Source organism: Streptomyces sp. SL06 (assembly GCF_058244745.1).
Genome location: NZ_JBSYOT010000002.1, coordinates 6,370,837 through 6,392,138, shown reverse-complemented (window position 1 = coordinate 6,392,138; position 21,302 = coordinate 6,370,837). Strand labels below are relative to the sequence as shown.

The window sequence follows — 21,302 nt, the reverse complement described above, 5'->3', positions numbered from 1 at the left end:
TTCGCCTCGGGCGCAAGCCACCGACAGGCACAAGCGGCGGACACACCGGCCGCGCCGGAACAGCCGGAAAACGCCCCGCACCCCCGTCCAGTCCCGGCATCCGGCAGAGCCCCACCGGAACCGGAGCAGCCCCCTCCCCATGCCATGCCGTGCAGCCCGCACCGGGCACGCAGGAACGGCAGAGCCCGCGCCAGTACGGGAGCGGACCATTCGCCTCGGGCGCAAGCCACCGACAGGCACAAGCGGCGGACACACCGGCCGCGCCGGAACAGCCGGAAACGGCCCACACCCCCGTCCGGCGCCGGCATCCGGCAGGGCCCTCGCCGTGCCGTGAAGCGCCTGCGGGGCGCCGCTCGGGGCCTGCGCCACGTGCCCGCGGGGGAACGGCAGGGACCGCAAGGCCGCTTTGCTGCGGGAGCGGAACGTTCGCCGGATGGCGCGGCGCGCGGGGCGCCGGCAGGCACGGGTGGCCGGGCAGCGGGCACGTGAGCCGCGCCGGGACGGCCACACGCGGCCCGCGCCACCCGTCCGGTCCCCGCATCCGGCAGGGCCCCACCGGCACCGGAGCAGCCCCTCGCCGTGCCCTGAAACGCGTGCGCCACTCGCCCGCGCGGGAGCGCGCCGTTCGCCGGGGGGCGCGGGGCCCGGGTCAGCCGAAGATCACGCAGGCCGCCGCGGGTACCGCGAGCGAGCCGGTGTACCGGGGTACGCCGCCGACGGGGTCGAGAGCGAACCAGGTCACGTCTCCGGAGCGCTCGTTGGCCACGTACAGGACCCCCTCCGACAGGGTGATCTCCCGCGGCCAGTGTCCGCCGCAGGACACGGTCCCGGCCAGCCGCAGCCCGTCCGGCTCCACGACGAGGACGGACAGGACGTCCTCACCGCGGGTCGCGGTCCACACGAAGCGGCCGTCGGGCGAGACCACGATGCCGGACGGGTAGGCGTCGCCGGACGGCGCGCCGGGCAGCACCGGCACCTCGGTGAGGGGCTGGAGCACGCCGTCGGCGGCGTCCCAGCGGCAGACGGTGACGGTGGGCGCCAGTTCGTTGACCACGTAGGCGTGGCCGCCGTCCGGGTGGAAGGCGAGGTGCCGCGGGCCCGAGCCGGGGCGCAGCGCGGTCTCCCGGTGCACGGCGAGGGCGCCGCCCGTCAGGGTGCAGACCCGCACCGAGTCGGTGCCGAGGTCCACGCTGACGGCCCATCGCCCGCTCGGGTCGGGACGCACCTGGTGCGCGTGCGGCCCCTGTTGCCGCTGGGCGTGCGGGCCCGAGCCGGTGTGCCGGAGGACGCCGGACGCGGTCCTGGCGAGGGTGCCGTCGGCGCGGACCGGCACCGCGGTGACGGTGCCCGAGCCGTAGTTGGCGGTGAGGACGTGCCCGGCGTGCAGGCTGAGGTGGGTCGGCCCGTCGCCCCCGACGGATACCGGCCGACCGGCGGACTCGGGCTTGTCGCCGGTCACGTGGTAGGCGGCCACCGCGCCCTCGGCCGTCTCGCTGACCGCGTAGAGCGTGCCGCCGTCGGGGGCCAGGGCCAGGTAGGAGGGGTCGGGCAGCCGGTCCGTGCCGCTGATGACCGTGAGCGCGCCGCTGTCGGGTGCGACGGCCGCGGTCAGGATCCCGGGCCCGCCGGCCGCCGTGAACGACCCGATGTATGCCCGCCGCTGCCGCCTGCCGCCGTCCGCCACCGCTGTCCCTCTCGTCCCGCGCCTCGCCGAGTGCCGACTGGTCGTCCGCCCGGGGCGACCGTAGCAGTCGATCATCTGCGGTCTAGACCAAATGGGTGGCGCGGTGTCGGGGGCTCAGGCGCCGACGAGCGGGGAGCCGGAGGGCGTGCGCAGGGGCGCGGCGAGGTCGGCCAGGGCGCGTTCCAGGCCGTGGAGGTGGGCCAACGCGGGTTCGGCGGTGCGCGGCCCGTCCGTGTGGGCGGGGACGGCGCCTCCGCCGGTGAGCGCCTCGACGGCGGTCTCGACACGCCGGCAGGCGGCGGCGAGCCGGGCGTCGCGCGAGGCCTCCGGGTCGGCGGCGACCGCCACCAGGCCGCGGATCTCCCGGGCGCAGTCGTCGAGCAGGCCGAGCACCCTGCGGGCCCGCCGCCTGCGGACCTGCATCGGGCTCAGCGGGTGCACCAGCGGGGCGGCCGACAGCCGCACCCGGCCGAGCAACTGCTCCAGTTCGGCCACGCGCGGCCCCGGGTCGGCGCCCTCGGTTCCGGCGAGGCGGGCGGCGGCCTCGGCGGTGCAGGCGTGCACGCAGCGCAGGGCACGCCGGATCCAGGCGTCGGTGACGGTGTGCGTGGTGACGGGCAGGACGAGGAGCACGGCGAGCGCGGCGCCGAGCGCCCCGACGCCGGTCTCGGCGAGCCGCACGGCGAGCAGGCCGGGGCCGAGCACGTCCAGGAGGCCGTAGAGCAGCTCGGCGAGCAGGGTCACGCAGAGCATCATCCAGGTGTAGGAGACCGCGGCGGTGTAGAAGATGCCGAAGACGCAGGCGGCGGCGAGCACGGCGGTGGGCACCGCGGACCCGGCGGCCGGGACGGCGATCAGGAGGCCGAGCCCGATGCCCAGGGCCGTGCCGAGGACCCGGCGGAAACCGCGGACCAGGGTCTCGCCGCGCGAGGTGGTGTTGACGAACACCCACCAGGTGGCGCCGACGGCCCAGTACCAGCGCTCGCCGGACACCAGATGGCCCACGACCAGCGCGAAGCCGGCGCCCGCGGTGGCCTGGACGGCCTGGCGGGTGGTGATGCGGGCGAGTCCGGTACCGGCGGGCGGCGCGGGGACGACCGGCGCGGGCCGGCCGCGCTCGTAGCACCACAGGCCGAAGCGCACCGTCGCGGCGACGGCCAGGGACAGCAGGACGGCGGCGTACATCTCGGGCAGCCGCTCCGTGGTCGCGTGCAGGAACAGGGCGATGAAGAAGGTCATGAAGGCGAACACGCCGAGGCTGTGCCCGCGCGGGCCCCAGCGCCGCGCGTACACGCCCGCGCCGACGACGGCGAGGAAGGCGAGGTCCCGCGCCGCCGGGTGGCCGTGCAGTGCGGCCGCGGCGGCGAGCACGGGCAGCCCGGCGAGCGGCAGCAGCGCGGTGGTGACGGCCTGCCCGCGCACCGTCGGGTCGGTGACGGTGAACAGCGCGAGCAGCGCGGCGAGCCCGCCGATGACGGCGCCCACGAGGGAGGTACCGGCCAGGCCGCACGCGAGGACGGCCGATCCGATGCCGAGGACCGCCCGCGCGGCGAACCGCAGGCGCGAGCGCCCCGGGTCCGGGCTCATGAACACCCTCTTCAGCACTGCTGACCGCCCCCTCGTCCGCGGGCCGGAAGTCACGGCTCCGCGCGCCCCGGCACCGACGCCACCGGCATGGAAAAGGCGCCGCGGTCCTCCGCAGCGCCATCGACCCGTCCATAGGAGCATCCTTTCCACCAGTGGCTCAACAGGCCGACGCTAGAGTGAGCCATTGGTACACTTCTCGCGGCATTCCCACGGCCACCGAAGAGCCAATGGCCGACGAGGGGGAACCGGCCGCCATGGCCGTCGACGAACTCGACACCCGCATCCTGCGGCTGCTCCTTGAGCAGCCGCGCACCAGCGTGCGCGAGTACGCCCGCCTGCTCGGGGTCGCCCGCGGCACACTCCAGGCACGGCTGGACCGCCTGGAGCGCGACGGCGTGATCACCGGCGCCGCGCCCTCCCTGTCCCCCGCCGCGCTGGGCCACCCGGTGCTCGCGTTCGTGCACATCGAGGTCACCCAGGGTCGCCTGGACGAGGTGGGCGAGGCGCTGGCGGCCGTCCCGGAGATCGTCGAGGCCTTCTCCATCACGGGCGGCGGGGATCTGCTGACCCGGGTCGTGGCCCGCGACAACGCGCACCTGGAGGACGTGATCCAGAAGCTGATCAGCCTGCCCGGGGTGGTCCGCACCCGCAGCGAGGTGGCGCTGCGCGAGCGCGTCCCGCACCGGTTGCTGCCGCTCGTGGAGTCGATCGGGCGCTCGGCGCGGAAGTGAGCCTTGGCATCCTGGACGCCATGAGCACTCTCGGCGGCATCTCGGTCATCTTCGATCTCGACGGAACACTCGTGGACAGCGAGCCGAACTACTACGAAGCGGGCCGGCAGACCCTCGCCGAGTACGGCGTCCCGGACTTCACCTGGGCCGACCACGAGGCGTACGTGGGCATCAGCACCCGGGAGACGGTCGCCGACTGGAAGCGGCACTACGGTCTGCGGGCCCCGGTCGAGGAACTGCTCGCCGTCAAGAACCGCCACTACCTGGAGCTGGCCCGCACCTCGGCCCGCGCCTACCCCGAGATGCGGAAGTTCGTCGAGCTGCTGGCGGGCGAGGGCGTACCGCTGGCGGTGGCGTCGGGTTCGTCGCCCGAGGCGATCGAGGCGATCCTCGCCCGCACCGGTCTGGCCGCACCGCTGCGCACGGTCGTCTCGGCGGACGAGGTCGCCCGGGGCAAGCCCGCCCCCGACGTCTTCCTGGAGGCCGCCCGCCGGCTCGGGGCCGACCCGGCCGACTGCGTGGTCCTGGAGGACGCCGCACCGGGAGCCGCCGCCGCACACGCGGCCGGGATGCGCTGCATCGCCATCCCGTACGTCCCGGCGCAGGCGGACGCGCCGGAGTTCGCCACCGCCGGGCTGCTGCTGCGCGGCGGCCAGGAGGAGTTCACCGCGCGGGCGGCGTACGACTGGCTGGCGCGGGCGGCGCGGTCCGTCTGACCCTACTCGTTGGTAGCGTTGACGCCCTTGTGCCCCTTCCCTATCTTCTGGGCGACCTTCCGAACGGCATTCGACATGTCGAACGAGGAAATGAGGAGCACATGGCAGCGCCCCTCTCCCGGCGGGCCCTTCTGCTGGCCGCGGCGATCGCCGCCGGCCCGCCCGCGGTCTCCCACGCGGCGGGCGGCCGGCCGGGCACCGCGCCACAGGCCGTGGCCGGGCCCGCGGGTCCGGCCGTACCGGCGGCCTGGTCCGTGCGGCCGTTCCGTCTTGAGGACGTGACGCTCGGGCGCGGGATCTTCGCCGACAAGCGGCGGCTGATGCTCGACCACGCCCGCGGCTACGACGTTGACCGGCTGCTCCAGGTCTTCCGCGCCAACGCCGGTCTTCCCACCCTGGGCGCCGTCGCCCCCGGGGGCTGGGAGGGGCTGGACGGCGAGGCCAACGGCAACCTCCGCGGCCACTACACCGGCCACTTCCTGACCATGCTGTCCCAGGCGTACCGCGGCACCGGGGAGCAGGTCTTCGCCGAGCGGATCGGCAGCATGGTCAGTGCCCTCACCGAGGCACGCGAGGCCCTGCGGCACGACCCGGCCGTGTTGAGCACGGACGGGCGTTTCGGCGCCGCCGCGGAGCAGGTGCGCGGCTCCCACCGGTACGTCGACCTCCCCGCGGGCGTCCTCGGCGACACCCGGTCGATCACCCTGGCCGCCCGGGTGCGGCCCGCCCACGCGAGCGACTGGGCCCGTGTGTTCGACTTCGGCGACGACACCACCCGCTACCTCTACCTCGCCACCCGCAACGCGGACGGCGTGCCGCGCTTCGCCATCACCGACGGCGGGGCCGGCGGCGAGCAGGCCCTCGACGGCACGGCCGCACTGCCGCTGGACGAGTGGAGCCATCTCGCGGTGACCCTCGCGGACGGCGTCGGCACCCTGTACGTCGACGGCGCCGCCGTGGCGCGGAACCCCGCCATGTCCCTCGACCCCGCGGTACTCGGCCCGCTCGCCCATCACTGGCTCGGCCGCTCGCACTACCCCGCCGACCCCGTCTTCGCGGGCGCCTTCGACGAGTTCGACATCTGGTCGCGCGCCCTGAGCGCCGCCGAGATCGCCGCGCTGCGGGACAGCCGTGCCGCCGACGCCCCGGCCGGGCGGGGCGACCTGGCGTCGTACGCCTTCGACGAGACCACCGGCGGGACGTTCGCGGACGCCTCCGGCCGGTCCCTGACCGCCACCCTGCGCCGCACCTGGGGCGCCCCCAGCCACCCCGGATTCCTCGCGGCGTACCCGGAGACGCAGTTCATCGAGCTGGAGTCGATGACCGAGAGCGACTACACCAAGGTCTGGGCGCCGTACTACACGGCGCACAAAATCCTGCGGGGACTGCTGGACGCCCATCTCGCCACCGGTGACGACCGGGCGCTGGACCTCGCGTCCGGCATGTGCGACTGGATGTACTCACGGCTGTCGAAGCTGCCCGCGGCCACCCTGCAACGGATGTGGGGCATCTTCTCCAGCGGGGAGTTCGGGGGAATCGCCGAGGCGGTCTGCGACCTGTACGCCGTCACGGGCAGGGCGGAACACCTGGCGCTTGCCCGCCTGTTCGACCTCGACCGGCTGATCGACGCCTGCGCCGCGAACACCGACCTCCTCGACGGCCTGCACGCCAACCAGCACATACCGATCTTCACCGGCCTGGTGCGGCTGTACGACGAGACGGGCGAGGAGCGCTACCTCACCGCGGCACGGAACTTCTGGGACATGGTCGTACCGCACCGCATGTACGCCATCGGCGGCACCAGCAGCGGTGAGTTCTGGAGGGCGCGGGACACGGTCGCGGGCACGATCACCGACACCACGGCCGAGAGCTGCTGCGCGTACAACATGCTCAAGCTGAGCCGGGCGCTGTTCTTCCACGACCAGGATCCGGCGTACATGGACTACTACGAACGGGCCCTGTACAACCAGGTGCTCGGCTCCAAGCAGGACCGGCCGGACGCCGAGAGACCGCTCGTCACCTACTTCATCGGGCTGACGCCGGGCCATGTGCGCGACTACACGCCCAAGCAGGGCACGACCTGCTGCGAGGGCACCGGCATCGAGAGCGCCACCAAGTACCAGGACTCGGTGTACTTCGCCGCCGCCGACGGCAGCGCCCTGTACGTCAACCTCTACAGCCCCGCCACGCTGACCTGGGCCGAGCGGGGCGTCACCGTCACCCAGAGCACGGACTACCCCCGGGAGCAGGGCACCACCCTCACCCTCGGCGGCGCCGACGCCTCCTTCGCGCTGCGGCTGCGGGTGCCGTCCTGGGCCGACGCCGGGTTCCGGGTCACCGTCAACGGCGTTGCCGTACCGGGGACTCCGGCGCCGGGCAGCTACTTCACCGTGTCCCGGACCTGGCGCCGGGGCGACACCGTGCGGATCCAGGTGCCCCTCCGGCTGCGGGTGGAGAAGGCCCCCGACGACCCGTCGACGCAGGCCCTCTTCTACGGCCCGGTCAACCTGGTCGCCCGCGACCCGGGCACCGGTCGCCCGGAGTGCGGCCTGTACCGCAACGCGGGCCTGTCCGGCGACCTGCTGCCCACGCTCACCCCGGTGCCGGGCGAGCCGCTCCACTACACGCTGGACGGCACCGAGTGGGCCCCGTTCGCGGAGGGGACCGAGGATCCGACGCACGCGTACTTCCGCCGCTCGGAGCCCCAAGTGGTCCTGGGCGGCAGCGACTCGGGCGTCGCCAACCCGGTGCGGGCCGACGGCACCACGCTGCTCGACGCGATCTGGGGCGCGGCGCCCTTCCGCGGCAAGGAGGCGCTGGTGGCGCACACCGGGCTGACGGTGGACGCGTGGGTGGCGCAGGGGCTGCTCGGGCGCGAGGAGGGCGAGCGGGTGGTGAGGACCGCGCGCGAGGCGTCGTACGCGGACTGACGCCGTCCGACGGCGGCGCGGTCGGGCCCGGTCGGCCCCGGTCGGCCGGCGAGACGTAGAACACATCCGCGGTGCGCAGGTTTTGCCCGAGGCGGTGATCAGGACGCCGCCGGTATCCGTACCTCCTGGTGTCCGAGCCTGTCTTCGCCCCAGGAGGCACGATGCGCGTCACGCGCACCACGGCAGGGACCGCCTTCGTGGCGGTTGCCCTGATCCTCACCCTCACCGCACTCGCCTACCCGACCATGCTCGGGGTGCAGAAAACAGGCAGTGACCAGGCCCGGGTCATCGCCAAGACGCGGTACGGGCCGCTCACCGAGGCGGACCGGGACTTCGTGGTGAAGGTCCGTGCCGCGGGGCTGTGGGAACACCCGCTGGGGCTGATGTCCATGGAGCGGGGGACGACACCGGAGATGAAGGAGGTGGGCGAGCACCTGGTGGTCGGACACTCCAGACTCGACGCCACCTGCCGCAAGATCGCGCCCGAGCTGGGCATCACCCTGCCCAATCTGGCGTCCCCGCAACAGCAGCAGTTCGTGTCGACCGTGGGCGGGACGACGGGCAAGCAGTTCGACATCACGGCCGTCAACATCATGCGCATCACGCACGGCCAGATCTTCCCGGTCATCGCCAACATCCGCGCCAACACCAAGAACTCCCTGGTGCGGCAGCTGGCGGACGAGGCCAACGACACCGTGCTCGACCACATCACCGTGCTGGAGAAGACCGGGCTGGTCAACTTCGACCAGGTCAACTTCCAGCAGTCGGCGTCGGCGAACCTGCCCAAGGTGCAGCTCACCCCGCCGGCCCCGCAGCCGGGCGAGCCGCTGCTCTCCCTGACCGCGCCGCCCGGACTGGACGTCAACACCTCGGCGCCCACGCCCGATCCGACGGTCGGCTGACGCGCGCAGGGTCAGCGGCGGCGGGGTCTGCCGCCCTTGGTGCCGTAGCCCTTGCCGCCACCGCTCCCGGCCGTGCCACCGGCACCGCGCCGGGCGCCTCCGGTCTGCTTCCCGGCCGCCGGTCTGCGCCGGGCGGGGGCCGCTTCGGTGCGTCCGTCCTTCGAGCGCGCCGGGTCGGGCTGCCGGCCCCGGGTGCTGTTGACGGTACGGCCCCTGACGATGCCGATGAAGTCCTCCACCCGGTCCGTGTGCGCGTCCTGCGGCCAGGACAGCGCCACGCCCGACCCGGGCGCGTCCGTGACCGTCCGGTAGGTGAGGTCCCTGCGGTGGTGCAGCCGGGCCAGCGACAGGGGCACGAGCAGTACGCCGATCCCGGCCGCCACCAGCTCGACGGCGTCCGCCGTGGTGGCCGGACGTTCGAGGGCGGGCCGGCCGGCCGGGCGTTCCCGGCCGAGAACGTCGTCGAGGGGGTGCAGCACGATCTCGTCGGCCAGGTCCTCGACACTCACCTCGTCGGCCGCCGTGACCAGGTGGTCCTTGGGGACCACCACGACCGTGGTCTCGGTGTAGAGGGGGATGGCGCTGAGCACGGTGCGGTCGACGGGCAGCCGCACCAGTCCGGCGTCGGCGTCCCCGGCCAGCAGCACGCCGCCGGCCTCGGCGGCGGGGACCTGGGCCGGGAACAGCGGGACGTCGGGCAGCCGCTCGTTCCAGATGCGCACCCATTTGTCGGGCGTCACCCCCGGGACGTACACGAGCCGGAACGAGGGGGGATCTTCCGAGCCTGTCACCCGGCCAGGTTACCGGGCGTGGTCGGGGGCCGCTCACCCGATCGATACCCTGGGCACCATGACGTCGCACCAGAACACCCAGACCATGAAGCCCGCGACCGCGGCGAAGAAGCTGGGTGTGTACCTTGAGGCCACACCCGCGGAGTTCCGGGAGGGCGTCGTGACGCGCGCCGAGCTGAACACGCTCCAGAACGACCCGCCCGCGTGGCTGCGCGACCTGCGGCGCGACGGTCCGCACCCGCGGCCGGTGGTGGCCGCGCGGCTCGGCGTCTCCATCGCGGGTCTGCACCGGGGCGGGGTCGAGCAGCCGCTGACCACGGAGCAGATCGAGGCGCTGAAGCAGGAGCGCCCGCAGTGGCTGGAGCGGGAGCAGGCCGTGCAGGCCGATGTCCGCAAGGAGGCGGCCCGCGTGAAGAAGCTGCACGCCGAGCGGGAGCAGGCCGCGAAGCGCGACTGACCGTCACGTATGCGTACGGTCGCGGGCACGCCGGACGGGCTCTCAGTGCGGTGCCGGTCCGCCGAAGAGGTCGGCGCAGTCCTCGGGCAGGTGGGCCCGCAGGCCGTCGGCACGTTCGTCGGACACCGCTTCGGCGACGGTGGAGAGCACGGCGCCCGCGTCCCATTCCGCGGTCCGGGGCCGGGCGCCGGTCTGCTGGGCCACGCGCCGGAGGAACTCCTCGCGGCCGAAGGACTCGGGACGCCCGCGTTCCAGGCGCAGCGCGTCGGCCAGGGGCGCCGGCAGGTCGGCGGCCAGGGCCGCGGCCTCCTCGGGGTCGACGCGGGACGCGACCACCCACAGGACGGCCGCGCTCACCTGCTCGGCCTCGTCGTCGCTGTGGTACTCGCCTCGGTCGCGGACCAGGGTGAGGAATTCGTCGAGCCGCACGGCGTCGTCTCCTTCCGCCGGTTATCCGCTCCGGGCCGGGTGCCCCGCGCCCGGCGGGGGAAACGGGCGTGCTCTCACCGGCGCGCGCGTGCGGCGTCGGCGAGGTCGGTCACCCGGGTCAGGGCGTCGTCCGTGAACAGCGCGCGTCCGGCCGCGATCCGCTCCCGCCGGGCCGGGCCCGGGGCGGTGAGCCGCCGCAGCGCGCCGAGCAGCGCGGTCTCGTCCTCGGCGATGTCCGAGACGCCGAGCGCGGCCATCCGCCGTACGCCGTCCGCGCCGTGGCCGGGTATCGGGCGGTGCCCCACGACGGGCAGCCCGGCGGCGAGGGCCTGTACGGCGGTCTGGCCGGCGGCGTTGTCGATCAGGGCGCGGGCGGCGTGCAGCAGGCCGGGCATGTCCGTCACCCAGCCCAGCGCGACCACGCCCGGGGTGCCGGCCAGCGCGCGGCGCAGCCGCTCGTTGTCGCCGCAGAGCACGACGGGCAGGAAGCCGTGGCCCGTCAGGAGCCGGACGGTGGCCTCCAGGTGCGAGCCGACTCCCCAGGCGCCGGCGGACAGCACCACCGCGGGGCGCCCGGGGCCGAGCCGGTCGAACAGCACACGCCACCCGGCCGCGCCGGGAGCGTCGGCGAAGAACTCCGGAGCCACGACGGGACCGCAGGTCCCCGCGGGCGCGCCGGTGCTCTCCCGCGCCTCGCGCGCCGCCTGCGGCGTCAGGCACAGGCAGTGGTCGTTGCCGGGATGGAGCCACTGCCGGTGGACCGCGAAGTCGATCACGAGGACGACGCTGGGCACCGGCAGCAGACCGCGGGCGCGCAGATGGCCGGTCAGTTGCGCGCCGAGGTGGAAGACGGGGACGACCACGTCCGCGTCCGCGCGCTCGGCCAGCTCGCGCAGCCGGCCGCCGGCGAGCCGGGCCAGGGGCGTGCCGCTCGGGCGGCGTCCGGTGCCGGGGCGCAGGAAGAGCCGGTACAGGGCGGCGTACGCCCACGGGAAGTGGCGTACCGAGCCGCGGTAGAAGCGCCGCAGCACACCGCCGAGGCCGTACGGCAGCAGCGCGAGGACATCGACGACGACGGCGTCGCCGCCGCGCTCCCGGGCCCGGCGGACCAGTTCGGCGGCGACCGTGTCGTGTCCGGCGCCCATGCTCGCGCTGACCACCAGCAGCCGTCTGCCGTCCCGTGGGGACCGCGGGACCGTCGGCCGGCGAGGCGTTGATGAGCTGCGAGGATGCACGGCGGTGCAAGTTGCCCGCACAGCGCTTTCCAAACCACTACACAATCGGGCGTTTCGGACGCTCCGCTTGGGATACTCCGTGACCGCCCGTCCGGCCGGACACCCGAGCCCCACCGTCCGGTCGGTCGCTCCCCGGCGTCCGCCCCGAGCCAAGGTGGTCCCCCATGGTCTCCGCGTTCTCCCGTCCCCGGTCCGCCGCCGGACCGCAGGTCGTCGCCCCCGACGTGGACCATGCGCGGATCCGGCGGCAGCCCGTCGGTGCCGGCGGGGACACACTGACCCGCAAGGCGCTCGTGACGGGGGCGTCCTCCGGCATCGGCGCGGCCGTGGCCCGCCGGCTGGGTGACGAGGGCGGCTGGCGGCTGGTGCTCACCGGACGCGACCCGGTGCGGCTGCGCGAGGTCGCCGAGGACACGAAGGCCACCGCCTTCGCCGCGGACCTCACGCTGCCCGGCGCCGACCGGCAGCTCGCCGACTTCACCCTGGCCACGGTGGGCCCGGTGGACCTGCTGGTGGCGGGCGCGGGGGCCGGCTGGGCCGGGGAGTTCCTGGACATGCCTGCGCGCGCCATCGACGAGGTGCTCGACATCAACGTACTGGCCACGTTACGGCTGGTGCGGCTGCTGCTGCCGGGGATGGTCGAGGCGGGGTCGGGGCGGGTGGTGCTCATCGGATCGCTGGCGGGCAGTGTGGCGGTGCGCGACGAGGCCGTGTACTCCGCCGCCAAGGCCGCCATCGGCGCCTTCGCGGACGCCCTGCGCTATGAGCTGCGGGGCACCGGCGTGGGGGTCACCCATGTGCTGCCCGGTGTCGTCGACACCCCGTTCTTCGAGCGCCGCGGCGCTCCCTACCAGCGGTCCAGGCCGCGCCCCATCCCCGCCGAGCGCGTGGCCGACGCGGTGCGGGCCGCGGTCGTGCGGGGCCGCGACGAGGTGTACGTGCCGGGCTGGCTGCGACTGCCCTGCCGGGTGCGGGGAGCGGCCCCGGGACTGTACCGGCGGCTGGCCGCGCGGTACGGATGAGCGGGAGTACGCGGCGGTGAGTGTCCTCACCGTCGTCCTCGCCCTGTTCGCGGCGCTGTCCAACGCGGCGGCGTCGGTACTGCAACGCCGGGCCGCGGCGCAGGACGAGGACCGGGCGGGCGCCGTGCACACGGCCCTGCGCTCACTGCTGCGGCTGATGCGCGACCGGTACTGGCTGGGCGGCGCGGCGCTGCTCGCGCTCACGACCGTGCTCCAGGGGGCGGCGCTCGCGGTGGGCAGTCTGGCCGTCGTCCAGCCGTTGATGGCCAGCGAGCTGCTGTTCACCCTGATGGTGGGCAGCGTGGTCTTCCGCCGGCGGCCCGACTCGCGGACCTGGCTGGCGTTCGCGGCCCTGGCCGTGGGACTCGCGCTGTTCCTGGGCTCGGCCACTCCGTCGGCCGGCCAGGAGACCGCGGGTCCTGGCCGGTGGGCCTGGGCGGGCACGGTGCTGCTCGTCGTGGTGACGGTCCTCGCCTCGATCGGCAGCCTGATGCAGGGCACGCCCCGTGCCGCGCTGTTCGGATCGGCGTCCGCGGTGGGGTTCGGCGGTACGGCGGCGCTGCTGAAGGAGGTCACCGGGCGGCTCCCGCAGGGGGTGGGCGCGGTGCTGGCCCAGTGGCCGCCGTACGCCACCGCGGTGGTCGGTGTGGCCAGCTTCCTGCTCTTGCAGAGCGCGTTGCGGGCGGGGACCCTGGCGGCGTCGCAGCCCGCCCTGACCCTCGGCGACGCGCTGACCAGCGTCGCCCTGGGCTGGGTCCTGTTCGGCGAGCAGATCGTGCTCGGGGTGCGCGTGCTGCCCGAGCTGATCGGCGTGGCGCTGATCGGCCTCGGCAGCGTCGGACTGGCCCGAGCGCCTTCGGTCCACGGCGCCTGGGACACGGCCCCGGCGGCGCGGGACGGCCCCGGAAAGGAGCTGCGGGGACGGCAACGGCGCGGGGCATGACCGCGCCACGGCCGACGACCGCCCGAGTACGACCGCGCAGGGCCTCACGGGCCCTCGCGGGGCCGATCACCCACCCGAGTACGACCGCGTACGGGCCGCACCGCCGCGCGGATACGAGCGAACCACGACCGCCGCACCGAGCCGACCGGAGGCACCACGCATGCGTCAGGGGATTCACACCGGACGAGCGGTGTACGCCGTCGCGCCGGTCGTCGTCGCCTCGCTGGCCCACATCGGTCCCGCCGCGACCTGGCTGCCCGGCCTGCGCAGGCGCCGGTTCCCGGGACTGGCCGGGCAGGGCCGCCCCGGCCACGTCGCCCTCACCTTCGACGACGGCCCCGATCCGGCGTCCACACCGCGGTTCCTCGACGCGCTGGACGGGCTCGGCGTACGGGCCACCTTCTTCCTCCTCGGCGAGAACGTCGTACGCCACCCGGCGCAGGCCCGTGAGCTGGCCCGGCGCGGGCACGAACTCGCCGTCCACGGCTGGGCGCACGACCGCCCCTGGCTGCCCTCGCCGGGGCGGGACGCGCGCGAGTTGCGGCGTGCCGTCCATGTGGTGGGCGAGGCCGCCGGACGCGCCCCGCACTGGTACCGCCCGCCCTACGGCATCCTCACCTCCGGACGCTGGGCCGCCGCCCGCCGGGCCGGGCTGCGGACGGTGCTGTGGACGGCCTGGGGCAAGGACTGGCGGCAGGACGCCACACCGGCCTCGGTCCGGACGACCGTGGCGGCGGACCTGCGCGGCGGTGGCACGATCCTCCTCCACGACACCGACCACGCCTCCGCGCCGGGCAGTTGGCGGGCCGCCCTGGGCGCCCTGCCGGACATCGTGCGGGACTGCCGCGACGCGGGGCTGGAGGTGGGGCCGCTGGGCGAGCACGGGGTGAGCGGGACGCGGGAGCGGGCGGGCCGGTCCGGTACCGGTTCTGGGCACGCGCCGACGCGGGAGCGAGCCGTCCCTACGGCCGGCGGGCCGACGCCGCCCTGAACCACCGCGCGACCGGCTGCCCGAGCGCCCCGGCCGGCTCGCTCAGGCGGCCGCCTCCGTCACGTCCCGATGGATCGGCGCCGCTCCACCCGTCAGAGGCACGCCCGTGCCGCCGCGCCGGGCCGCGACGATCTCCGCCGCGATCGACAGCGCGGTCTCCTCCGGCGTGCGGGCGCCGAGGTCCAGGCCGATCGGTGAGCGCAGCCGGGACAGCTCGTGCTCGCCGAGGCCGGCCTCGCGCAGCCGCCGGTCGCGGTCCTCGTGAGTGCGGCGCGAGCCCATCGCGCCGACGAACGCGACCGGCATCCGCAGCGCCTCCGTCAGCAGCGGCACATCGAACTTCGCGTCGTGGGTGAGTACGCACAGCACCGTGCGCCCGTCGGTCGGCGTGCTCCGCAGATAGCGGTGCGGCCAGTCGACGACCACCTCGTCGGCCCCGGGGAAGCGGGCCGGTGTGGCGAAGACGGGCCGGGCGTCGCACACCGTGACGTGGTGGCCGAGGAACTTGCCGGCCCGAACCAGCGCCGCGGCGAAGTCGACGGCACCGAAGACGATCATGCGGGGCGGCGGCACGCTGGACTCGACGAGCAGCGTGAGCCCTCCGGGGCAGTGCGAGCCGTCCTCCGAGAGGCCGACCGTCCCGGTGCGGCCGGCGTCCAGCAGGGCTCCGGCCTCGGCCGCCGCCGTGCGGTCCAGGTCCCGGTGGCCGCCGAGACCGCCCTCGTACGAGCCGTCCGGGCGGACGAGCAGGGCCCGGCCCAGGAGTGCGGACGGGCCCCCGACGACCCGGGCGAGGGCCGCGGTCCCGCCCCGGGCCGCGGTCGAAAGCGCCGCCCGGAACAGCCCCCGCGAGGGCGCGTCCGCGCCGACCGGCGTGACCAGCACGTCGATGGTCCCGCCGCAGGTCAGGCCGACGGCGAAGGCGTCCTCGTCGCTGTATCCGAACCGCTCGCGCGCCGTCTCGCCGCTGCGCAGGGCATCGGAGCACAGCTCGTACACCGCGCCCTCCACACAGCCGCCGGAGACGGAGCCGATCACCGTGCCCCCGCTGTCGACGGCAAGAGCCGCGCCGGGTCCGCGCGGGGCGCTGCCGCCGACGGAGACGACGGTGGCGACCGCGAACTCCCGGCCCTCGGCGAGCCAGCGGTCCAGCTCGTCCGCGATGTCAAGCACCGGCCGCTCCCCCGCTCACGGGCGGCGCCGCCGACAGCACCCGGTCGGGCCGGACGGGCAGGTCGCGGTGGCGTACGCCGGTCGCGTGCCACACGGCGTTGACGACGGCCGCCGCGGCGCCCACGATGCCGATCTCGCCGACCCCCTTGATGCCGACCGGGTCCTCGGGGTCGGGGTCGTCCACCCAGTCCGCCTGGACGTCGCCCACGTCGGCGTTGGTGGCCACGTGGTAGCCGGCGAGGTCGGGGGCGTAGAGGGCGCCGCTCACCCGGTCCCGGACCGCCTCCTCGTGCAGGGCCATGGAGATGCCCCAGACCATGCCGCCGACGAGCTGGTTGCGGGCGGTGAGCGGGTTGACGATCCGGCCCGCGGCGAAGATGCCGAGCATGCGGCGCACCCGCACCTCGCCGGTGGCCGGGTCCACGGCGACCTCGGCGAACTGCGCCCCGAAGGAGTGCCGTTCGCGCTGCGCGAGGGCGCCGAGGGCCTCGGTGGTGTCGGACCGCACGGTGATGCCCTCCGGCGGGATGTTCGCGCCGAGTGCGAGCCGCTCGCGCAGTTCACCGGCCGCGGCCGTGATCGCCCAGGCCCAGGACCGGGTGCCCATCGAGCCGCCCGCGATCATGGCCGGTCCGAAGTCGCTGTCCCCGATCCGGACCCGGACGCGCTCGGGGGCCACCTCCAGCGCGTCGGCGGCGATCAGGGTGAGGGCGGTGCGGGCGCCGGTGCCGAGGTCGGCGGCGGCGATCCGCACGGTGAAGGTGCCGTCGGCCTCCGCGGTCAGCCGGGCCGTGGAGGCGCCGGCGCCGGCCGGGAAGGAGGCCGCGGCCATGCCGGTGCCCAGCAGCCGGCGCCCGTCGCGGCGCACGCCGGGGCGCGGGTCGCGCTCGGCCCAGCCGAAGCGGCGGGCGCCCTCTCGGAAGCAGGCGGCCAGGTTTCGGCTGCTGAACGGCCGGCCGGAGACCGGGCCGGCCTCGGGCTCGTTGCGCAGCCGCAGTTCGATCGGGTCGAGGCCGCAGCGCTCGGCGAGTTCGTCGAGCGCGGACTCCAGCGCGAAGGACCCCGGCGCCTCGCCCGGCGCCCGCATGAAGGTCGGTGACGGCACGTCGAGCCGTACGACGTGGTTGGCCGTGCGGTGGGCTTCGGCGTCGTACATCACCCTGGCGACACCGGCGCCGGGCTCGACGAACTCGTACACGGTGGAGGTCTGGTTCAGCGAGCGGTGCTCCAGGGCGCGCAGCCTGCCGTCCGGGCCGGCGCCGAGCCGTACGTGCTGCCTGGTGGGGCTGCGGTAACCGGCCAGCGTGAACATCTGACGCCTCGTCATGACCACCCGCACCGGCCGTTGCAGCGCGGTCGCGGCCATCACGGCGGCGACCTGGTGGGCGCGCAGGCCCTTGCTGCCGAAGCCTCCGCCGACATGCTCGGAGCGCACCCGCACCGCCGACTCGTCGAGGGAGAACATCTTGGCCAGCTCGGACTGGACCCAGGTGGTTCCCTGATTGGAGTCGACGACCTCCAGCCGGCCGCCGTCCCACAGGGCCGTGGCCGCGTGCGGCTCCATCATGCTGTGGTGCTCCTCGGGGGTGCTGTACACCTCGTCCACCACGACGGCGGACGCGGCCAGCCCGGCCGCCAGGTCGCCCTTGTCGGTCTCGGCGGGCATGTGTCCGTCGGCCGGGCGGGCGCCGGGGTGGTCGGCGGTGAGCGTGCTGTCGTGCGGTTCCTCGTCATACGTGACGACGAGGGCCTCGGCGGCCTCCCGGGCCTGCTCGGGCGTCAGGGCGACGACGAGGGCGACCGGCCAGCCCGCGTGCGGCACCCGGTCGTGCTGGAAGACGGCGGCGGTCGGGTCCGGCGGGATGCCCAGCAGGCCGATGAAGTCGGTGTCGACGCGCGGGGCGTTGCCGTGGTGCAGGACGGTGAGCACGCCGGGCATGGCGAGGACGGCGCCGGTGTCGATCGCGCGGACCCGGCCGCGGGTGACGGTGGACAGCACGAGCCAGCCGTGGGCGAGGTCGGTGAAGGGGATCTCGCCGGCGTAGCGGGCGGCTCCGGTGACCTTGTCGCGGCCCTCGACGCGGGTGTGCGCGGTGCCGACGACGCCCTTGAGCGCCGTACGGCCGGTGGTGGCGGTGGTCATCGGGTGCTCTCCTCGGCGAGTTCGGTCAGGACGGCCACCACGAGGTTGCGCATGAGGGTCACCTTGTAACCGTTGTCGGGCAGTGGCCTCGCGGAGGCGAGTTCGGCGTCCGCTGCGGCCGTGAAGGTCTCGCCGTCGGCCGGTGCGCCGGTCAGCACGGACTCGGCCGTGCGGGCCCGCCAGGGCCGGGAGGCGACCGCGCCGAGGGCCAGCCTCGCCTCGCGTACGACGCCGTCCTCGATGTCGAGTGCCGCGGCGACCGAGCCGATTGCGAAGGCGTACGAGGCGCGCTCGCGCACCTTGCGGTAGCGGGAGCGGGCGGCGACCGGGGCGGGTGGCAGGGTGACGCCGGTGATCAGCGCGCCGGACGGCAGGGCGGTCTCCCGGTGCGGGGTGTCGCCGACGGGGAGGTAGAAGTCGGTGAGCGGCAACTCGCCGGGACCGTCGAGGGTTTCGTAGCCGACGACGGCGTCGAAGGCGGTGAGGGCCACGGCCATGTCCGAGGGGTGCACGGCCACGCAGTGGTCGGAGGCGCCCAGGACGGCGTGGTTGTGGTGCTCGCCGGTGACGGCGGGGCAACCGCTGCCGGGGGCGCGCTTGTTGCACGGTTTGCCGAGATCGGTGAAGTAGCCGCAGCGGGTGCGCTGGAGGAGGTTGCCGCCGACGGTGGCCATGTTGCGCAGTTGGCCGGAGGCGCCGGCAAGCACCGCCTGGGCCAACGCCGGGTAGCGGCGGCGGACTTCGGGGTGTGCGGCGAGGTCGCTGTTGGTGGCGGTCGCGCCGATCCGCAGGCCGCCGCCGGCGGTCGGTTCGACGCCGTCCAGCGGGAGTTCGCGTACGTCGACGAGGCGGCCGGGGCGTTCGACGCCGGTCTTCATCAGGTCGACCAGGTTGGTGCCGCCGCCGAGGAAGCGGGCGTCCGGGTCGGCGGCGAGCAGCGCCACCGCGCCGGAGACGTTGTCGGCGCGCTGGTATCCGAACTCCCTCATGCGGCAGTCTCCTTCGCGGTCTCGGTCTCGGTCCCGTCGTGGTCGGCCGGGTCGATGTCGCGGGCCGTGGCTCGATGGGCCTCGGCCGCGCGGGTGACGGCCTGGACGATGGAGACGTAGGCACCGCAGCGGCACAGGTTGCCGCTCATCCGTTCGCGGATCTCGTCCGGCGTCAGGGCCGGCGGTCCGGCTTCGGGCCGTACGTCCTCGGTGGCGGCGCTGGGCCAGCCTGCGGCGTGCTCCTCGATGACGGCGACGGCCGAGCAGATCTGGCCGGGTGTGCAGTAGCCGCACTGGTAGCCGTCGAGGTCGAGGAAGGCCTGCTGCACCGGGTGCAGCTCTTCGCCCTCGGCCATGCCCTCGATGGTGGTGATCTCGCGTCCCTCGGCGGCGACGGCGAGGTTCAGACAGGAGACGGCACGGCGCCCGTCGACCAGTACAGTGCAGGCTCCGCACTGCCCCTGGTCACAGCCCTTCTTGGTGCCGGTGAGGTCGAGGCGCTCACGCAGGGCGTCGAGCAGGGTGGTGCGGTGGTCGACGGTCAGCCGGTGCTTCTCGCCGTTGATGTGCAAAACGACGGCGCTGGACGTTGGCGGGGGCGCTGGGGCCATGGTCAGCCTTCTTTGTGTCCGGTGACAGGTGGATGGGCTGTAGGCGGTGGATTCGTACGGGGCCGGGGGGCAGCAGGGCGGTGCCAGGGGCACGAGGTCGGGTCGGGCGCACATGGCCGGGCCACCGGCGGGTTCCGCCGGCCGCGTCCCCCGCTAAAGTGGACGGGACAACCGGACAGTTGTCCGTTCCCTTTGAAAACGTAACGGACAGCTGTCCGGTTAGCAACGACGGGATTCGGCCACGAACCAGGACGGAGGACGAGTGCCGCAGCCGAAGAGGGACCGGACGGACACCCCCCTGCGCTCGGACGCGCAGCGCAACCGCGAGCGCATCCTGCATGTGGCCGCCGAGGAGCTGACGCGCTGCGCGAACGTCCCGCTGAGCACCATCGCCAAGAAGGCGGGCGTCGGGCAGGGCACCTTCTACCGCAACTTCCCGCACCGCGAGGCACTCGTCCTCGAGGTCTACCGCTTCGAGATGCGACAGGTGGCGGACGCCGCGCCCGAGCTGCTGGCCACCCGGGAGCCCGAGCGGGCGCTGCGCGAGTGGATGGACCACCTCGCCCGGTTCGCCATGACCAAGGCCGGTCTGGCCGACGCCATCCGGCTGGTCACGACCGCTCCCGGGGGACCGGCGAAACCGGAACCCACCCCGCTGGCGGAGGCCGCCGATCTGCTGCTGCGCGCCAACGAGGAGGCCGGCACCGTGCGTCCCGGCGTGTCGTCGGACGACTTCTTCCTCGTCATCGCGGGCCTGTGGCAGGTCGATGCCGGGGAGGACTGGCAGCCGCGCGTCACCCGGCTCCTGGACTTCGTCATGGACGGGTTGCGGGCGGGAGCGCCAGGCCGGTGACCGTGCCCCGGAAGCGGTAGCGGCGCTCGGGGCGGCCGGCCACGCCGTAGCGCAGGGATACGTCCGCGCTGCCGACGGTGTGGAAGTACTCCAGGTAGCGGCGGGCGCTGACCCGGGATACGCCGGTCAGCGCCGCGCACTCGCTGGCGGACAGGGTGCCGTCGGTCTCGCGGAGGGTGCGTTCGACGAGTTCGGCGGTCTCCACGCTCATGCCCTTGGGCAGCGCGGCGGTCGGCGCCGCCGCGCCCGACAGGACCCGGTCCACGTCGGCCTGGCTGCGCACCACCGTGCCGAGCAGGCGGCCCCGCTGGACGGCGTAACGCTCCAGCCGGACCCGCAGGTCCTCGAACTCGAACGGCTTGAGCAGGTAGTCGACCACACCGTGCCGGACGGCACCGCGCACCGCGTCCGCGTCCCGGGCCGCGCTGATGACCATGACATCGCAGTCGTGACCGGCGGCGCGCAGCCGGGAGATGACGTCGAGACCGAAGATGTCCGGCAGATAGAGGTCGAGCAGGACGAGGTCCGGGCGCAGCTCTCCGACGGCGCCCAACGCCTGCGCCCCGCTGCCGGCGACCCCGACGACCCGGAAGGGCTCGACCCGCTCGACGAAGGCCCGGTGGACGCGGGCCACCATGAAGTCGTCATCGACGACGAGCACGCCGACCGAATCGGCAGCCCTCGGATCCGCCCCGGTCCCGGGGACGGATCGGGGGGTGGAGGCGGCCTCCGGAGCCGAGGGGTCGGTGTCGGTCGGGGGGTTCTCGGAGGTCTCGGAAGTCTCGGGGGTGGGGCGGGGCGGGGCCGTCGCGTCGGCGGGGCGGGACGCGCCGGCCGGGCCGGGAGCGGGAGTCCCGTCAGCCGGACTGGACGCGCCGGACGCGGCAGCGCCAACGACCGGGCCGGGCGCGTCGGGCCGGCCGGGCGGGACGGTCCCGTCGGCCCCGTCGGCGGTGCCGCTCGTACCCGTCATGGTGCTGCTCCTTCCGCCACCGCGTCGGTGAGGTGGCTGACGGTCATGCGTGCGGTGGGCACGGCCCCCTCGGGGATCCCACCGGCGTGACGTTCGCGGACCGGCCGCGGAGCCGCGGACGCGGGCCTCGGCCGACGGGACG

At 74.8% G+C, this 21,302-nt stretch carries 19 protein-coding genes; 9 read left to right on the top strand and 10 right to left on the bottom strand.

Annotated elements, in window-relative coordinates:
- Positions 1–649: 649 nt before the first annotated feature.
- Positions 650–1,684: a lactonase family protein gene (locus AC4IHM_RS29325; RefSeq protein ID WP_490869974.1), complete on the bottom strand. Its 1,035-nt coding sequence runs from the start codon at positions 1,682–1,684 to the stop codon at positions 650–652.
- 114 nt (positions 1,685–1,798) lie between these two features.
- The gene (locus tag AC4IHM_RS29320) at positions 1,799–3,289 is read right to left on the bottom strand and encodes an FUSC family protein (protein ID WP_490869973.1); all 1,491 of its coding nucleotides are present in this window, start codon (positions 3,287–3,289) and stop codon (positions 1,799–1,801) included.
- Between the two features lie 236 nt (positions 3,290–3,525).
- Between AC4IHM_RS29320 and AC4IHM_RS29315 the strand changes: the two genes are divergently transcribed.
- From AC4IHM_RS29315 to AC4IHM_RS29300, 4 genes are all read left to right on the top strand, one after another.
- Positions 3,526–4,002, top strand: a complete 477-nt coding sequence (locus tag AC4IHM_RS29315; RefSeq protein ID WP_490870974.1) for an Lrp/AsnC family transcriptional regulator — start codon at positions 3,526–3,528, stop codon at positions 4,000–4,002.
- A 20-nt stretch (positions 4,003–4,022) separates the two neighbouring features.
- Entirely contained in the window at positions 4,023–4,718 is a 696-nt protein-coding gene (locus AC4IHM_RS29310) for an HAD family hydrolase (protein ID WP_490869972.1), read from the top strand.
- 101 nt (positions 4,719–4,819) lie between these two features.
- Positions 4,820–7,648 carry a beta-L-arabinofuranosidase domain-containing protein gene (locus AC4IHM_RS29305; RefSeq protein WP_490869971.1) on the top strand — a complete coding sequence of 943 codons (2,829 nt, stop codon included), beginning with the start codon at positions 4,820–4,822 and terminating at the stop codon, positions 7,646–7,648.
- 161 nt (positions 7,649–7,809) lie between these two features.
- A complete protein-coding gene (locus tag AC4IHM_RS29300) occupies positions 7,810–8,550 on the top strand; it encodes a DUF4142 domain-containing protein (protein WP_490869970.1) in 741 nt (246 codons plus the stop codon).
- An 11-nt stretch (positions 8,551–8,561) separates the two neighbouring features.
- On the opposite strand, the gene AC4IHM_RS29295 is transcribed toward AC4IHM_RS29300, so the two are convergent.
- Complete coding sequence (locus AC4IHM_RS29295; RefSeq protein ID WP_490869969.1) at positions 8,562–9,341, bottom strand: LysR substrate-binding domain-containing protein; 780 nt, start codon at positions 9,339–9,341, stop codon at positions 8,562–8,564.
- A 58-nt stretch (positions 9,342–9,399) separates the two neighbouring features.
- On the opposite strand from AC4IHM_RS29295, the gene AC4IHM_RS29290 reads away from it, so the two are divergent.
- Positions 9,400–9,798, top strand: a complete 399-nt coding sequence (locus AC4IHM_RS29290; RefSeq protein ID WP_490869968.1) for a DUF5997 family protein — start codon at positions 9,400–9,402, stop codon at positions 9,796–9,798.
- Positions 9,799–9,840: 42 nt separating this feature from the next.
- Here AC4IHM_RS29290 and AC4IHM_RS29285 read toward each other — a convergent pair whose 3' ends face one another.
- Positions 9,841–10,227, bottom strand: a complete 387-nt coding sequence (locus AC4IHM_RS29285) for a DUF2267 domain-containing protein (protein ID WP_490869967.1) — start codon at positions 10,225–10,227, stop codon at positions 9,841–9,843.
- A 74-nt stretch (positions 10,228–10,301) separates the two neighbouring features.
- Positions 10,302–11,372, bottom strand: a complete 1,071-nt coding sequence (locus AC4IHM_RS29280) for an MGDG synthase family glycosyltransferase (RefSeq protein ID WP_490870973.1) — start codon at positions 11,370–11,372, stop codon at positions 10,302–10,304.
- A gap of 254 nt (positions 11,373–11,626) precedes the next feature.
- On the opposite strand from AC4IHM_RS29280, the gene AC4IHM_RS29275 reads away from it, so the two are divergent.
- The 3 genes from AC4IHM_RS29275 to AC4IHM_RS29265 all read left to right on the top strand — a co-directional run bounded on the left by AC4IHM_RS29275 (position 11,627) and on the right by AC4IHM_RS29265 (position 14,418).
- Positions 11,627–12,484, top strand: a complete 858-nt coding sequence (locus tag AC4IHM_RS29275) for an SDR family NAD(P)-dependent oxidoreductase (RefSeq protein ID WP_490869966.1) — start codon at positions 11,627–11,629, stop codon at positions 12,482–12,484.
- Positions 12,485–12,500: 16 nt separating this feature from the next.
- Positions 12,501–13,427: a DMT family transporter gene (locus AC4IHM_RS29270; RefSeq protein WP_490869965.1), complete on the top strand. Its 927-nt coding sequence runs from the start codon at positions 12,501–12,503 to the stop codon at positions 13,425–13,427.
- A 160-nt stretch (positions 13,428–13,587) separates the two neighbouring features.
- Complete coding sequence (locus AC4IHM_RS29265; RefSeq protein WP_490869964.1) at positions 13,588–14,418, top strand: polysaccharide deacetylase family protein; 831 nt, start codon at positions 13,588–13,590, stop codon at positions 14,416–14,418.
- 42 nt (positions 14,419–14,460) lie between these two features.
- Here the strand turns inward: AC4IHM_RS29265 and AC4IHM_RS29260 are convergent, their stop codons facing one another.
- Genes AC4IHM_RS29260 through AC4IHM_RS29245 form a run of 4 tightly spaced genes read right to left on the bottom strand, consistent with a single transcriptional unit; the run spans position 14,461 to position 19,334 of the window.
- The gene (locus tag AC4IHM_RS29260) at positions 14,461–15,591 is read right to left on the bottom strand and encodes an XdhC family protein (protein WP_490869963.1); all 1,131 of its coding nucleotides are present in this window, start codon (positions 15,589–15,591) and stop codon (positions 14,461–14,463) included.
- Positions 15,584–17,734, bottom strand: a complete 2,151-nt coding sequence (locus AC4IHM_RS29255) for a xanthine dehydrogenase family protein molybdopterin-binding subunit (RefSeq protein WP_490869962.1) — start codon at positions 17,732–17,734, stop codon at positions 15,584–15,586. Before AC4IHM_RS29255 ends, AC4IHM_RS29260 begins: the two co-directional genes overlap by 8 nt.
- Complete coding sequence (locus AC4IHM_RS29250; protein ID WP_490869961.1) at positions 17,731–18,723, bottom strand: FAD binding domain-containing protein; 993 nt, start codon at positions 18,721–18,723, stop codon at positions 17,731–17,733. The genes AC4IHM_RS29255 and AC4IHM_RS29250 overlap by 4 nt, the downstream gene beginning before the upstream one ends.
- Positions 18,720–19,334 carry a (2Fe-2S)-binding protein gene (locus AC4IHM_RS29245; protein ID WP_490869960.1) on the bottom strand — a complete coding sequence of 205 codons (615 nt, stop codon included), beginning with the start codon at positions 19,332–19,334 and terminating at the stop codon, positions 18,720–18,722. The genes AC4IHM_RS29250 and AC4IHM_RS29245 overlap by 4 nt, the downstream gene beginning before the upstream one ends.
- Positions 19,335–19,596: 262 nt before the next feature.
- Between AC4IHM_RS29245 and AC4IHM_RS29240 the strand changes: the two genes are divergently transcribed.
- On the top strand, positions 19,597–20,187 hold the full coding sequence (locus AC4IHM_RS29240) for a TetR/AcrR family transcriptional regulator (RefSeq protein ID WP_490869959.1): 591 nt from the start codon (positions 19,597–19,599) through the stop codon (positions 20,185–20,187).
- Here AC4IHM_RS29240 and AC4IHM_RS29235 read toward each other — a convergent pair.
- Complete coding sequence (locus AC4IHM_RS29235) at positions 20,150–20,848, bottom strand: response regulator (protein WP_490870972.1); 699 nt, start codon at positions 20,846–20,848, stop codon at positions 20,150–20,152. The genes AC4IHM_RS29240 and AC4IHM_RS29235 overlap by 38 nt on opposite strands.
- Positions 20,849–21,302 lie beyond the last annotated feature (454 nt).

Bases quoted from the DNA above. Each gene is read 5' to 3' on its own strand.
- AC4IHM_RS29315 (WP_490870974.1), top strand. From the start codon at position 3,526: ATGGCCGTCGACGAACTCGACACCCGCATCCTGCGGCTGCTCCTTGAG.
- AC4IHM_RS29310 (WP_490869972.1), top strand. From the start codon at position 4,023: ATGAGCACTCTCGGCGGCATCTCGGTCATCTTCGATCTCGACGGAACA.
- AC4IHM_RS29305 (WP_490869971.1), top strand. From the start codon at position 4,820: ATGGCAGCGCCCCTCTCCCGGCGGGCCCTTCTGCTGGCCGCGGCGATC.
- AC4IHM_RS29300 (WP_490869970.1), top strand. From the start codon at position 7,810: ATGCGCGTCACGCGCACCACGGCAGGGACCGCCTTCGTGGCGGTTGCC.
- AC4IHM_RS29290 (WP_490869968.1), top strand. From the start codon at position 9,400: ATGACGTCGCACCAGAACACCCAGACCATGAAGCCCGCGACCGCGGCG.
- AC4IHM_RS29280 (WP_490870973.1), bottom strand. From the start codon at position 11,372: ATGGGCGCCGGACACGACACGGTCGCCGCCGAACTGGTCCGCCGGGCC.
- AC4IHM_RS29275 (WP_490869966.1), top strand. From the start codon at position 11,627: ATGGTCTCCGCGTTCTCCCGTCCCCGGTCCGCCGCCGGACCGCAGGTC.
- AC4IHM_RS29265 (WP_490869964.1), top strand. From the start codon at position 13,588: ATGCGTCAGGGGATTCACACCGGACGAGCGGTGTACGCCGTCGCGCCG.
- AC4IHM_RS29255 (WP_490869962.1), bottom strand. From the start codon at position 17,734: ATGACCACCGCCACCACCGGCCGTACGGCGCTCAAGGGCGTCGTCGGC.
- AC4IHM_RS29250 (WP_490869961.1), bottom strand. From the start codon at position 18,723: ATGAGGGAGTTCGGATACCAGCGCGCCGACAACGTCTCCGGCGCGGTG.
- AC4IHM_RS29245 (WP_490869960.1), bottom strand. From the start codon at position 19,334: ATGGCCCCAGCGCCCCCGCCAACGTCCAGCGCCGTCGTTTTGCACATC.